This window comes from Nostoc sp. (genome assembly GCF_036919575.1).
GTDB lineage: Bacteria > Cyanobacteriota > Cyanobacteriia > Cyanobacteriales > Nostocaceae > Nostoc.
The window spans coordinates 1-12503 of the sequence record NZ_JBALBY010000097.1; the positions used below are offsets into that span (position 1 = coordinate 1).

Genomic DNA, 12503 nt, shown 5'->3' on the forward strand with positions numbered 1-12503 from the left:
GGTTAGGGTGGGGTAACGCGGATCGTGATGAGAAGCCAAAGAATTGAATATCACGTTTTGACAAGGGTTTCACGTTAAGTTGACACGCATGAGCACTGCTGTGCCCCTACCGCGTGGTCTATTTACCTGAAAATAGCTGTAAATATGGTTTAGTGCATCTTCATACAGAATTGCTATAACTCCAAACTCCTAACTCCAAACTCCTAACTCCAAACTCCCACTCCCCACTCCCCACTCCCCACTCCCCACTCCCCACTCCTAAAATATGTTTCCCGTCATCTCCATCCAGAATCTCGACCACCACTTTGGTCACGCCTCACTCCGCAAGCAAGTTTTATCTAACATCAACTTAGAGATTAACTCTGGTGAAATTATTATCATGACTGGACCCTCTGGTTCTGGAAAGACAACCTTGCTGACCTTAGTGGGTGGGTTGCGTTCTACCCAATCTGGTAGTTTGCGGGTGTTGGGACGAGAACTTTGTGGCGCTAGTGCCCAACAACTAGTGCAGGCGCGACGCCATAACGGTTATATTTTTCAAGCACATAACTTGCATGGTAGTTTGACGGCACTCCAAAACGTCAAAATGGCTTTAGAATTGCACAAACATCTTGGGTTAAAAAAAATGCAAGTTAGGTCAGCCCAGATGTTAGAGCAGGTAGGATTAGGAAATCATTTGCATTACTATCCTGATAAACTGTCTGGGGGACAAAAACAAAGAATAGCGATCGCTCGTGCTTTAGTCAGTCATCCTCAAATAATCCTCGCCGACGAACCCACCGCCGCCCTTGACAGTCAATCGGGACGAGATGTAGTCAATCTCATGCAAAAACTGGCAAAAGAACAAAGCTGTACCATCTTGATGGTTACTCATGACAACCGCATCCTAGACATTGCCGATCGCATCGTTCACATGGAAGATGGCAAACTCCAGTCAACCCCAACTCTTGGAGACGCTACGCGAACGGGGAATTCAAAATTCACGCATTCAAAATTCAAATCCCCATAAATAAATTTATTTGCTCTGAAAACTTGGACTACTTATCAGCAAGGACTTACGCAGAAGAGATCCCCCAACCCCCTTAAAAAGGGGGCTTTCAAGTTCCCCCCTTTTTAAGGGGGGTTAGGGGGGATCGAGGTTTCAAGCTTTGATTGCGTAAGTCCTGTCAGCCTAAAGTTGATCAGCGTATTCCAACATCCAATCTCAGAACTCGGAACGTCGAGCTTTTTACTCCAACATTCAAGCTCAGAACTCGGAACGCCGAGCTTTTTACTCCAACATTTAAGCTCAGAACTCGGAACGCCGAGCTTTTTACTCCAACATTCAAGCTCAGAACTCGGAACGCCAAGCTTTTTACTCCAACATTCAAGCTCAGAACTCGGAACGCCAAGCTTTTTACTCCAACATCCAAGCTCAGAACTTGAAACAATAAAATTTTAGGTAAAATTGCTGCTATTTTACAGCCTATACCAACGCTAATAAAATGTGTTACGAGTCTGTAGACGGTGATTAAGGTTTAGATAAGCTAAAAATCCTATAATTTCACACCATATATCAATAAAAATTATTGTAGGGTGGGCAACATGAGCGCCAAACTTGTGCAAATTAAATACTCAACAGCTTACTAAATCGAACTTTACCTAAATTTTGTCGGGTTGTTTCTGGCACTTTCCCCTTGGCTTAACTGATTTGGGTGATTTAGATACATCAACTTTAACCTAACAGTGTAGTATGAGTGTCCAGTTGAACAAGTGTCCAGTTGATTCCCAGATTTCCTTCAAGTATTATTATGTAAGCGCTGTAACCACAACGAGTTTCCTTTGTTGCCTAACAAGTGACACTTATGGCAAGCCAGGAGAGCGTTTTTGCCATCAATCTAGTTAAAATTTATGCTCATTGCCAATGTCATATACCTTGGTTATTAGAGTTAAGACCAATTCACTAAAATTACAGATAAATTATTTTCCGTTGCAATCCATAAATAACTGGAAGATTTCCCAACATTTATGATTTTCAACAACATCGGCTTCAAACAGGAAACACTGCTGGTAATAAGCTAGTCTATTTTCCAACACAAGCAAGGGATTCTTTGTAGCTCCATGATTCTTGAAAATAGCACTAGTAGTTCAAACAAAAAGTTACTCGGTTTTGATGTCAAAACTTTAACAGCCAATCGCCATGCAATAAATGTGTTAAAGGGAATATTTGCTGTTCTCCCTCTCACCTTGGCATTGCCTGTAGATGCTTTGCAAGTAAAAGTGACTCCAACTAATCCTAAATTAGGGGATACACTATCAGTAGAGGTTAATTTAGATAATTCGGAGAATAGTACAAATCCAACAGTAGCTAGTGGTAAAATTACTTATCCAGCTTTTAAAATTGCGCCCAATCACTATCGGGCTTTTGTTCCCACAACTCCACTAGAAAAAGCTGGAACTAGAACACTTCGGGTTGCGGGAGATGGTCAAGTGCAAAACTTGGCAGTTAATGTGCTTAATCGCAAGTTTCCCGTACAACGCATTACTTTGCCACCTGGCAAAGCCGGAGTGGATGCCACAGAGTATGAACTTAAGCGCGTGGCAGCTTTGAAGGCGCTACAAACACCGGAAAAGTATTGGAATGGAGTATTCCTGAAGCCCAATGCCGGGCGGATGAGTACAAACTATGGTGTACGTCGCTACTATAATGGTACATTTGCAAAAGACTACTATCATCGTGGTCTTGACTACGCGGGTGCTGCTGGTTCACCAGTAATTGCCCCAGCCTCTGGCCGAGTTGCTTTGGTAGGTAGGGTATCCCAAGGATTTCGGATACACGGTAACGTCGTTGGCATTGACCACGGCCAAGGAGTAATCAGTATTTTCATGCACCTGAGTCGTATTAACGTTAAAGAAGGTGATTTTGTGAAAGCTGGTCAACTAATTGGCGCAGTGGGTTCAACAGGTGCTGCCACGGGTCCACATTTGCACTGGGGTCTGTATGTCAACGGACAATCTGTTGATCCAACACCTTGGCGAACTAAGGTCGTTAACTAGTAGAGGCGGAATTGATCGCGTCTGTGTATAATTTTTGTTTTTTTGGGGATAATTAGGCAAAATAAATTGGATTGATACCGTCCCTACCTCGCTTGGCTAACATAAATGATGATAAGCGTTATGAGTATCGAAAAAATTGTAGAACAAGCTCTCCAGGATGGTTATTTGACACCAGCAATGGAAGCAGAAGTCGGTAGAATCTGCGACAACGCCTCAGAACTCTCAATTGAAGAGTATATGGCGCTGGATCGGCTGATGGGTGCGCTATTGACTGGTGAGGTAGTGGCGGTACCTCGCAAACAATTCATTAACGTCATGGAAGAATTGGTGCTGACGGAAGCGATCTCCCGAGTCGCAGAAATTGAAGCCACCAGCGAAAGTTCTCTAGATGTCGGGGATATTGCTGCTTACGCTCTCAATCGGCTACCACCTTTGTATGCTACTACAGAAGAAGGTGCTACCTTCCAGCGCCAAACGGCTCAGGCACAACTGCAAGAATTAATTTCTCAGCAAGTAAGTGAGGCGATTAACCGTTACCTCGATCAACCCAATTTCTTCCCAGAACGGCAAGCTTTGGGCAAAAATACTGGCAATGAAATTGTACGCCAAGTTAGTGCTTTACTCCAGGCTTATGCACCTAACTTCGAGCAAAAATTATAACTTTAATGTCATTAGTCATTGGTCATTGGTCATTAGTCATTTGTTTTAGACAAAGGACAAAGGACTAATGACTAATGACTCTTAATTAATTACGTACTACCACTGTTGTCCCTAAACTCACTTGCTCATATAGCAATCGGACATCAGAATTACGCATTCTTAAGCAGCCGTGGGATACAGCCGTTCCTACCAGGTCAACATCTGGGGTGCCATGAAAGCCAATTTCATTCCGTCCATCTGACCAAAAACCAATCCATCTGTCTCCCAAGGGACTATCCGTACCAGCTTGAAATACTTTGCCCGTAATCGGGTGACGCCAGATTGGATAGTGTCGCATGTGGATCACTTGGAAAGAACCTGTGGGCGTTTCCCAACCTTTCTTACCGACAGCAATGGGGTAGCTGGCTATCACCTCATCTCCTGCGTATACATAGGTGCGGCGATCGCTTAAAACAACCACTACTTGCGTCTTGGTCTTGGCATCTACCAGCCTATTAGATGGTACTTGTTGGGCTGAAGCCTGTGACCATAGACCTTTTGGCCAACTATCCGCAACTGGATTTTGACTTTCTACTTGCGCCACCAGCCGCGTCTGAGTTGGGAGGTCAGTTGTTTTAGCTACATTCTTATTAATGATTTTGGGCTGAGTTTCAGACTTAATAGTAGAAGACTTGAGTGTATAAGCCCTCCGAGTAGTTACTTTAGCGACATTATTCTTAATTATTTTCGACTTAATTTGAGGCTTAATAGCAGAGGACTTTGGTGTAAACGCCCTCTGAGTAGTTGAGCCTGGGGTAACATCATCAGGTGGCACAGATGCACCGAGGGCAATTTCCCCTAAACTCACTTGGGAAAGATTCTTGTAGACTCCCTCTGGGCGGCTTCCCTTGGGATTGGTTAGGGTAGAATTTCGCCGCATCGAAGTAGATGCAGACTGCTCAGACTGCCGTTCCGCCGTAGTAATGCGCCAATGGACAGCTAAAGATAAAAATGCTGTGCCAAAACAGAGCAACATTACCATCCGCCCTACAGATTCGTTTCTTACCATTGCCATCGCCTATTGTTTATCCCTGACATATCCAGCCGCACAATTGGATGGGTTCATCATCCGATTATCAAAAATTTATCAATACTTATCATTTCCGATATACATCTGCCAACACCTCTGGGCAAACTAAGACTGTACGAATTGTCCCAGCAGCAAAACTCTAAGATTTCTGGGGGTTGTAAGCCAATACTTAGACTTTCTGGTGGAACCTTTGAAACGTAGCAATCAATCATTAATGGTGTCGGTGGGAGAAAAACCATGTTTGAAAAACTATTGCTAGCAGTCACAATTACATTTTCTCTCCATTTCTTTTTTCAAGTTCGCGTACCACAGCAAAATCACTCTGATGCTACCTACGGATCACAAGTAGAACAATCAGCAACTATTCTGGTGACAAAATTAAAAAAATAAATCACCATTATAGTAACCACAGCAACCCAACTTCCAGAAATTATTACCTGATTTTTAAAGGTATCAAGAAGCTAGTAACGCTTCGCGTAATTCGTAATTCGTAATTCGTAATAGAGCCTCCGGCACGCTACGCGAACGTAATTAGGTTTTAGCAAGGGTTTCAGACATTACAAATGTGTGGCTTATTTACGCCGTGCTGTACTAGAATTGCAAAATTTTTCTCTTCATCCTTATAACCAGATTTAATTATTTTGATCAAGCGTATATACCCGGTTGCTAAAAGTACCCAAATGTGCATATAATAACAGCGCCTTTGTTAGTTGATGGGTCTTGGGCAACTATGCCAGCAGTATAAGCAAAAAGTGCCTCTCCTTATTGCAATAAATGTATCCAAAATTGTATGCCTCAGTGTTCCAGTCATAAATCCGTCACCTTAGTATGGAACTTCTGTCCCATTAGCAGGTCTAATAGATAGGGATGATTTAGAGCCAGTAATATCTATGAGTCAGTCGATTACTGTATCCTGGTCAACCATTGATGCAAAGTATCCAGAAGCATCAGTGCAAGTTGACAAACTCCCTAACCACGATTTAATTTTGCGCTGTCAAACAGGACTGCGACCAGATCGTGTTGCATTTGCAGAACTATTACGCCGCTATCAAAGTCAAGTTGATAGAGTTCTATACCACTTGGCTCCAGATTGGGCTGACAGGGCTGATTTGGCTCAAGAAGTTTGGATTCGAGTGTATCGGAATATTAACCGATTACAAGATCCGGCTAAATTTCGGGGCTGGTTAAGCCGCATTGCTACCAACTTGTTTTACGACGAGTTGCGGAAACGCAAGCGGGTTATGAGTCCTTTGTCACTCGATGCTCCCCGTTCGTTAGAGGACGGTGAGATGGATTGGGAAATCGCCGGCGATACCCCAGGGCCTGAAGAAGAACTGACAACTAGAGAATTTTACGAGCAACTGCGGGAAGCGATCGCGGATTTGCCAGAAGTTTTTCGTACTACCATTGTCCTCAGAGAAATCGAAGGCTTGGCTTATGAAGAAATTGCCGAAATCACTGGCGTTTCCTTGGGAACTGTGAAGTCAAGAATAGCCAGAGCTAGAACGAGGCTGCAAGCTCACTTACAGACTTATCTAGATTCCTAATTTACAGTATCTTGCCTCTGCCTAACAGCAGAATTAAGCATTGGTTAAGAATTACCACCAAAGATGTAGATCGCTTCTGCCGTTAGGAGGAAAATTGACAATTTTTCCGAATTTTCCGCCCCGTTTACCCGTGTAGGAATTGGTAATAATGTTAAGATGACTACTGATTCTCAGTTTTTCGACCGTTCACCTTTGCAACTTCCTCAAGATTTGCCAGATGGAATGGCCAAGCATACCAATGAATCAACGGGTCTTATGGATATGGTGAAGCGCGATCGCTTCGAGTTATTGAGTGCTTACCTCGATGGTGAAGTCACGGCTACAGAACGCAGGCAAGTAGAAGAATGGCTGGCAAATGATGCCTCTGTTCAATGCTTGTATGCCCGGCTGTTAAAGCTGCGCCAAGGCTTGCGGACTATCCCAGTGCCAACAGCCCAACAGTCACCAGAAGCAACAGTTGAGCAAGTATTCACACGTTTGCGCCGCCGTTCGCGTTTCAACTGGATGATGGGAGGTGTAGCCGTTGCTGCTTGTGCAATGGGCGCAATCTCTGGCTTAGTATCTGGTGGTTCGAGGACGCCGCAACTAGCACAACGACCACAAATAGAACCGATAGAAACGTCCTCAGTATCTATGGTTCCCCCTTCCCCTCTGATGGTGGGACTAAATAACCCGGTAATTGAAATTCCGAAAGCAGCAGTAGCCTCTCCAGAAAAATCAATCTATCAGGTACAGCCGCAACGCCACGACCCCAAACAGGAGATAAACTAATCCCAAAGTTCACAGATCATAACTGTACTTTGGGTTTAAACCACAGCTGCTCCACCAGCCGTCAAACAATTTTGGATTTTAGATTTTAGATTTTAGATTTTAGATTGACCTCAGCAATTAAGTCACTTGCTCTCAAATGCAATTTTAAGAGGTTGTTTGAAAAGTGTTTCCCTGTGACTTTAGGCACTTTTAGATCCCCCCTAACCCCCCTTAAAAGGCAGGGTGGTTTCATAGGAAAAAAGAAAAATACATTAAGTCTTGATTTCTCGTTTTGCGGCATGGCTTTTTACCCCGCTTCCATTCCTCTCCCCGAAGCGGAGGGAGGCTTTGAAACCCAGTTTTAGTTTTTCTCCTCTGCTTGTATGAAACCACCCTGCCCTAACCCCCCTTAAAAGGGGGGAACCGGAATCAAAGTCCCCCAATTGATCGGGGGATTTAGGGGGATCTAAAACTATTTGATACCGACAATAGGACTTTTCAAACATCCTCTAAGCTGGACTTTATCCATTTTTGGGTAACGCTCAAGCTGACGCTGAAACCTTTGTGTGACGGTAACTTTACTTTTTAGATTTAACCGAGAATCACTGACGTGGAATAATTTTTTGCCAAAAAGCAAGGTTTTTGCCGTATCAAGAGAACCAAGTTCTTAATTTTGGATAAAGTCGAGCTAAGGAATATCCTCAGTTAAGAAAACTGTCTTTAAATCCCGATAACCACTGACAATACGTGCAACTTCCACACCGCCATCAATGGGACGATAAAATTCTAGTTCTGGGGTCAAAGATATATTCACAATTATTACCTCATTTCATTTATTCTATAGGAATCATATTTAATTTCTGAAAAAATCTCGGTAGTCTTGTAGTAGATAAAATGTTCCAAAAAAATTGTAGGTTGGGTGGAGGCTTTGCGTAACCCAACATCCTGATATATGTTGGGTTGCGCTCCGCTCCACCCAACCTACTTCTACGTCTAATGCACTATTTTAGCTCTCAGGGGGAAAATTCAAAAACTCTGACACCACATACTTCAACAGTTATCAGTTATCTAATCACAAATGACAAATGACGAATGACAAATGACAAATTAGTTAATTCGCGGCTGTTTGAGCTTCTTGATAAATTATTTCTTGAAACTGGATCATATCTTTTTGGGGATCGGCGTGGCTAACTTTCACTAATATCTGTTCGCCCAAGTTCACAGAACGTTTGAAAACCATTGGTAACTGCAAGCCCAAATCTTCTAACAAAATTAAGGCCAAGTTGCTGTCTTCCCGCAGCCACATCAACACTGTCACATCCCAAGTTTCCTCTGGATGACGGCGTAAATACTCTAGAGCATAATATCTATTAGTTTGCCGTTCCACCATTGTCACCTCTTGGGTGATGCTGGTGACAGTTATCATCACTTCTTTTAGTTGTTCTGCGGAAAATGGTAAAACTTCACCCCGCAAATGGGCTTTTAACTGGAAGTGAGTAAGCAAGTCACTGTAGCGGCGGATGGGAGAGGTTGCTTGGGTATAAGTATCCAAACCTAAACCAGCATGACGCAAAGGCGTAATGCTCATTTCACTCTTGGGCATACAACGACGCATGGCGCAAGCGCGAACGAATCCAGCCGGAAGTAGGAGCAATTCTTCATCTGGAGGTAATTCTGGTTGCGGCTGACCGCGAAAGGGCAAAGGTATGTTATGAGCTTTACCATAACGAGCCGCAACTTCCCCGGCAAGAATCATCATTTCTGCTACCACTTGCCGCGATGGGGAATCGTCCAAAATCTCAATGTTGATCTCATCATCTTTGACTTTGATCATCGCTTCGGGCATAGTGATGCTAATTGCCCCTTGATCGTAACGCCAAGCTTTGCGCTTCTTTGCCCAAGTAGCGATCGCGGCAATTTCCGGTTCTGCTTGTACGCGTAATTGCAGCATTTCATCTACATCTTCGTAGGTGAGGCGATAAGTCGGCTTAATGAAGCTGGTATGAATGCTGTAATCTTCTACTACTCCGGTTGTACCTAAAACAATCCCGAAACTGAGGGCGCAACAAACCCTTCCCTGGATCAGACTCATTGGCCCAGTTGCCAATACTTCTGGAAACATCGGAATCATCCCCGTAGGTAAATAGACTGTGCTACCCCGTTTTCTGGCTTCCAAATCTAACTCATCTTCCGGCACTAACCATCTAGTGGGATCGGCGATATGCACCCATAGGCGTTCCCGTCCATCGGCGAGTACTTCCCAACTTAGACCATCGTCGATCTCTGTGGTAGTTTCATCATCAATGGTGTAGACCTTCAGGTGAGTCAGATCCAGGCGGTTGGTATCTGAGTCAATCGGCGGGAAATCCAAACGCTGTTGCGCCACTTCTAATACCTTATGAGGAAATTGAATTGGAATTGAAGAACGACGCAGGAACAAGTTTTCATAAGGACTCCAGCAACCCAAATCCACCAACAGTTGAAAGGCTCCTTGGGGTGTTGTGGGTCGTCCCAGCATGGTCATAGTTTCTAATACTGGGGCGCTTGGCGGATAAGCGCGAGCCAAGGAGTCATAATTTACCCCCGTCCGCACGGTGTCAGCGATCAGCGCTGCGTATTTTTCTAGTCCTTCTAGGCGTTGGCGATCGTGGCGCCCCCACTCTATTACTTCACCTTTGAGCGCCTGCTCTACGCGAGTTAAAAATTCCTGCTGTCCCTTCGCTTTTAGTGCCTCTACATCGAGTTGGTGCTGGCGTTCTGCCACTTGAGCAGCAGTTCGCGGCTCGTAAGCGTCTCCTTTTTGCTTGAAATAGAGTTTGTCGTCTGATAACAAGCAATAGGCGGCGTAACAATGAGGCGCGGCTGATTCTGAAAATAGCAGATTCGCCATTTGGTCTGGGGTGACTGTTTCCCCATCTTCAACTAATAATTCCCAAGCTACTTCTAAGCTTGATGGATCTAAATAAGGCTTGACCTGCTCCAAAAAGCTGGCAATCTCAGACGGCTTATAAGTCTGTCCGTTAACTGTATAAGTTATTTGTCTAGGCGCGAGGCTGTGGGATTGACCACGTTCGTCTACCACAAACCAGCGAGTTTTGCCGTCTGGACGTTCTACGATCCCCAGACGGCGATCGCCTTGAACCCTAAATTCAACTAGCGTCCCCTTCTCCACAACTCTCGCACTCTAATAATTTTAGATTTTAGATTTTAGATTTTGGATTTTGGTGAAGCAGCGCTGTCTTGGGGGTTTCCCCCATGAGCGACTGCTGTTAGCGCAGCGTTAGCGAGTCTTCGAGTGTCACCCGAAGGGATTTTATAACTGGTGTTAAATCCTAAATCCAACCGTTTTTCATGCAGCAACTATTTTACACTCTCTGATTCAGATTTGAGATTTTGGACTCACACAGACAAAGCTAAATATTTCTTTAGATACAGCTTCTCTTATATAATCCAAAATCTAAAATCCCAAATCCAAAATTGTTTTAGCCTTCCGCGTTGATGAATGGCAACAAAGCCACAATCCGCGAACGTTTAATTGCTAATGTCAACTCTCGCTGTTGCTGAGATGTCAGCCCAGTAATCCGGCGTGGTAGTATCTTACCCCGCTCGGTGACAAATTTACGCAATAAATCAACATCTTTATAATCGATTGGTTCTCCGGGCTTGATCGGAGAAAGGCGACGACGGAAATAACTCATCTTTACTTAATTTCCTTGTGAACGGTATGTTTATTGCAGTGGGTGCAGAACTTTTTCAGTTCTAGCCGGTTGGTGGTGTTGCGGCGATTCTTGGTACTGGTATAACGTGAAACACCAGCAGAACGCTTATTTGAATTTGTCCGACACTCGGTACACTCTAGTGTCACAATTATGCGGGCACCTTTACTCTTAGCCATAATCTTACAAACAGTGAAGCCTGAAGAGAATTAACACAAATCACTATCTTCTCACATTCCGCCGCATATTTTCAACTAATCTTTTAATTTTTATATCGAGCGAGTAGCCACGACGTGACGAAACGATGAAAGTTCCACAATAGCGATCGTGTAAAGCCTGCCGCATCTGGACATCAGAGAAGGCAGTCCCACAATCAATTGCTAGGGGAAGTATTAGCAGTATAGCAGTGGGATTGGCTCTAATATTGCTCAGAGCAATTGACACGAAAAGGGCACCCAAGCCGACAATCGCCTCTCGCTTCGCCAGTGAGAGCAAATCTGGAATTCTGCCCATTACTTCCCCATCTTCGACTTCTAACACCTTTAAATCGAACGCCCAACGCCCTAAACTTTGCCCTTGATTGTTATATGGCACCAGCACCCGCAAAACTAGCCAAAGTATTACGAAAACTAAGATTTCAACAAATTGAATCCCGATATTGCTGCTTCCGAGTAGGGAACTGACTAACCAGACACCAAGGAAATCTAATCCTAATGCCATACCTCGCCGCGCAATCTCAGCCTTGGGATAGTGTTTTGGGGGAACTCGTTCGATTGTCATACAAAACAGGTATTTTTATTTAGGGGTTAACAAAAAACTACGGTTTTTAAGGTATAGGCGGTTTAAATATGTTATAATAAAATATTTTTCTTAAAAAACAGAGCCAAAAAATAATTGCGGATTTTAAAGATAAAAAAAGTAAGGGTGAGGGAGACTGGAGATTTATAGACCTTTCTCCTGAGACAATTGAATCTGAATGGTTAGGTTATCCCGGTGCAACAGAAGATTAAATTTGTACAACTTATTTAACCCGCATGCTATGACCGACGAGGTGATATAAGGAAGGGGCTTTTCTTACTACAGTTTAACTCTTAATAAGTTTCTATGGAAACAATAATTCATCCTATTAAATACCGAATTATCGAACGTAAAATTACCCCAGAAAAATCTTATTGGCATTTTATTAAAGGTAAAACCTTTTATAACCCACTGAATCTGCCAAGTGAGGGTGATATAGAATTCATGTTCGGTACAACTAAAAAGAAAGTTGTTATTGAATTATTTCGGATTAATGGCGGTAAGCTAGGATACTATTTGGTAAACTTACTAGAGAAAAAATACTACTACTGTGGTCAAGACTGGGCAAGTGTCAAAGCCAAGCTAAGAGAATTAGGTATTGGTAGAGATGAGCCAAATTACTCTTGACGTAAGCGTTTATACCATTTCACACCAACCCTGATACATATAGATTTCTCGTAGGGGCACAGCATTGTTCATGCGTGTCAACTTAACGTGAAACCCTTGTCAAAACGTGATATTCAATTCTTTGACTTCTCATCACGATCCGCGTTACCCCCAGGGCAAACGCATCTAAATTACTCTTGATCACAACGAAGGTTAAGAACCAACGAAAAATCAGGATTTCGCGCTTGATTATTTTTTAAGCCCCAAAGCGATCGCCTAAAATTTTCGCAATAAGCAAAACTTAATGACATTGATTTTAAC

Annotated in this window: 14 protein-coding genes; 7 read left to right on the forward strand and 7 right to left on the reverse strand. The window is 43.5% G+C overall.

Features of this window, described 5'->3' with window-relative positions; all coding sequences use genetic code 11:
- Positions 1–160 precede the first annotated feature (160 nt).
- Positions 161–313 carry a hypothetical protein gene (locus V7K27_RS24645; RefSeq protein WP_334950806.1) on the reverse strand — a complete coding sequence of 51 codons (153 nt, stop codon included), beginning with the start codon at positions 311–313 and terminating at the stop codon, positions 161–163.
- On the opposite strand from V7K27_RS24645, the gene V7K27_RS24650 reads away from it, so the two are divergent.
- The 3 genes from V7K27_RS24650 (at position 266) to V7K27_RS24660 (ending at position 3696) form a co-directional block, all read left to right on the forward strand.
- Entirely contained in the window at positions 266–1009 is a 744-nt protein-coding gene (locus tag V7K27_RS24650; RefSeq protein WP_334950790.1) for a DevA family ABC transporter ATP-binding protein, read from the forward strand. The genes V7K27_RS24645 and V7K27_RS24650 overlap by 48 nt on opposite strands.
- 1091 nt (positions 1010–2100) lie before the next feature.
- Positions 2101–3036, forward strand: a complete 936-nt coding sequence (locus tag V7K27_RS24655; RefSeq protein ID WP_334950791.1) for a M23 family metallopeptidase — start codon at positions 2101–2103, stop codon at positions 3034–3036.
- A gap of 120 nt (positions 3037–3156) precedes the next feature.
- Entirely contained in the window at positions 3157–3696 is a 540-nt protein-coding gene (locus V7K27_RS24660; protein WP_334950793.1) for a late competence development ComFB family protein, read from the forward strand.
- Between the two features lie 85 nt (positions 3697–3781).
- On the opposite strand, the gene V7K27_RS24665 is transcribed toward V7K27_RS24660, so the two are convergent.
- A complete protein-coding gene (locus tag V7K27_RS24665) occupies positions 3782–4744 on the reverse strand; it encodes a L,D-transpeptidase (RefSeq protein ID WP_442947647.1) in 963 nt (320 codons plus the stop codon).
- Positions 4745–5002: 258 nt separating this feature from the next.
- Between V7K27_RS24665 and V7K27_RS24670 the strand changes: the two genes are divergently transcribed.
- The 3 genes from V7K27_RS24670 to V7K27_RS24680 all read left to right on the forward strand — a co-directional run bounded on the left by V7K27_RS24670 (position 5003) and on the right by V7K27_RS24680 (position 7083).
- Positions 5003–5155, forward strand: a complete 153-nt coding sequence (locus V7K27_RS24670) for a hypothetical protein (RefSeq protein WP_334950795.1) — start codon at positions 5003–5005, stop codon at positions 5153–5155.
- 500 nt (positions 5156–5655) lie between these two features.
- Complete coding sequence (locus V7K27_RS24675) at positions 5656–6312, forward strand: sigma-70 family RNA polymerase sigma factor (protein ID WP_334950797.1); 657 nt, start codon at positions 5656–5658, stop codon at positions 6310–6312.
- 156 nt (positions 6313–6468) lie between these two features.
- Positions 6469–7083 carry an anti-sigma factor family protein gene (locus tag V7K27_RS24680; RefSeq protein ID WP_334950799.1) on the forward strand — a complete coding sequence of 205 codons (615 nt, stop codon included), beginning with the start codon at positions 6469–6471 and terminating at the stop codon, positions 7081–7083.
- A 667-nt stretch (positions 7084–7750) separates the two neighbouring features.
- On the opposite strand, the gene V7K27_RS24685 is transcribed toward V7K27_RS24680, so the two are convergent.
- From V7K27_RS24685 to V7K27_RS24705, 5 genes are all read right to left on the reverse strand, one after another.
- Complete coding sequence (locus V7K27_RS24685; protein ID WP_334950800.1) at positions 7751–7876, reverse strand: hypothetical protein; 126 nt, start codon at positions 7874–7876, stop codon at positions 7751–7753.
- Positions 7877–8173: 297 nt separating this feature from the next.
- A complete protein-coding gene (locus V7K27_RS24690; RefSeq protein ID WP_334950802.1) occupies positions 8174–10234 on the reverse strand; it encodes a ribonuclease catalytic domain-containing protein in 2061 nt (686 codons plus the stop codon).
- 310 nt (positions 10235–10544) lie between these two features.
- Positions 10545–10760, reverse strand: a complete 216-nt coding sequence (gene rpsR, locus V7K27_RS24695) for a 30S ribosomal protein S18 (protein ID WP_012411240.1) — start codon at positions 10758–10760, stop codon at positions 10545–10547.
- 2 nt (positions 10761–10762) lie between these two features.
- Positions 10763–10957 carry a 50S ribosomal protein L33 gene (rpmG, locus tag V7K27_RS24700; protein ID WP_196524501.1) on the reverse strand — a complete coding sequence of 65 codons (195 nt, stop codon included), beginning with the start codon at positions 10955–10957 and terminating at the stop codon, positions 10763–10765.
- A 43-nt stretch (positions 10958–11000) separates the two neighbouring features.
- Complete coding sequence (locus tag V7K27_RS24705; protein ID WP_334950803.1) at positions 11001–11558, reverse strand: RDD family protein; 558 nt, start codon at positions 11556–11558, stop codon at positions 11001–11003.
- A gap of 324 nt (positions 11559–11882) precedes the next feature.
- Between V7K27_RS24705 and V7K27_RS24710 the strand changes: the two genes are divergently transcribed.
- Positions 11883–12203: a hypothetical protein gene (locus V7K27_RS24710; RefSeq protein WP_334950805.1), complete on the forward strand. Its 321-nt coding sequence runs from the start codon at positions 11883–11885 to the stop codon at positions 12201–12203.
- Positions 12204–12503: the final 300 nt, after the last annotated feature.

Coding starts and splice junctions, on each gene's coding strand:
- V7K27_RS24650 (WP_334950790.1), top strand. CDS start 266: ATGTTTCCCGTCATCTCCATCCAGAATCTCGACCACCACTTTGGTCAC.
- V7K27_RS24655 (WP_334950791.1), top strand. CDS start 2,101: ATGATTCTTGAAAATAGCACTAGTAGTTCAAACAAAAAGTTACTCGGT.
- V7K27_RS24660 (WP_334950793.1), top strand. CDS start 3,157: ATGAGTATCGAAAAAATTGTAGAACAAGCTCTCCAGGATGGTTATTTG.
- V7K27_RS24665 (WP_442947647.1), bottom strand. CDS start 4,744: ATGGTAAGAAACGAATCTGTAGGGCGGATGGTAATGTTGCTCTGTTTT.
- V7K27_RS24670 (WP_334950795.1), top strand. CDS start 5,003: ATGTTTGAAAAACTATTGCTAGCAGTCACAATTACATTTTCTCTCCAT.
- V7K27_RS24675 (WP_334950797.1), top strand. CDS start 5,656: ATGAGTCAGTCGATTACTGTATCCTGGTCAACCATTGATGCAAAGTAT.
- V7K27_RS24680 (WP_334950799.1), top strand. CDS start 6,469: ATGACTACTGATTCTCAGTTTTTCGACCGTTCACCTTTGCAACTTCCT.
- rpsR (WP_012411240.1), bottom strand. CDS start 10,760: ATGAGTTATTTCCGTCGTCGCCTTTCTCCGATCAAGCCCGGAGAACCA.
- rpmG (WP_196524501.1), bottom strand. CDS start 10,957: ATGGCTAAGAGTAAAGGTGCCCGCATAATTGTGACACTAGAGTGTACC.
- V7K27_RS24705 (WP_334950803.1), bottom strand. CDS start 11,558: ATGACAATCGAACGAGTTCCCCCAAAACACTATCCCAAGGCTGAGATT.
- V7K27_RS24710 (WP_334950805.1), top strand. CDS start 11,883: ATGGAAACAATAATTCATCCTATTAAATACCGAATTATCGAACGTAAA.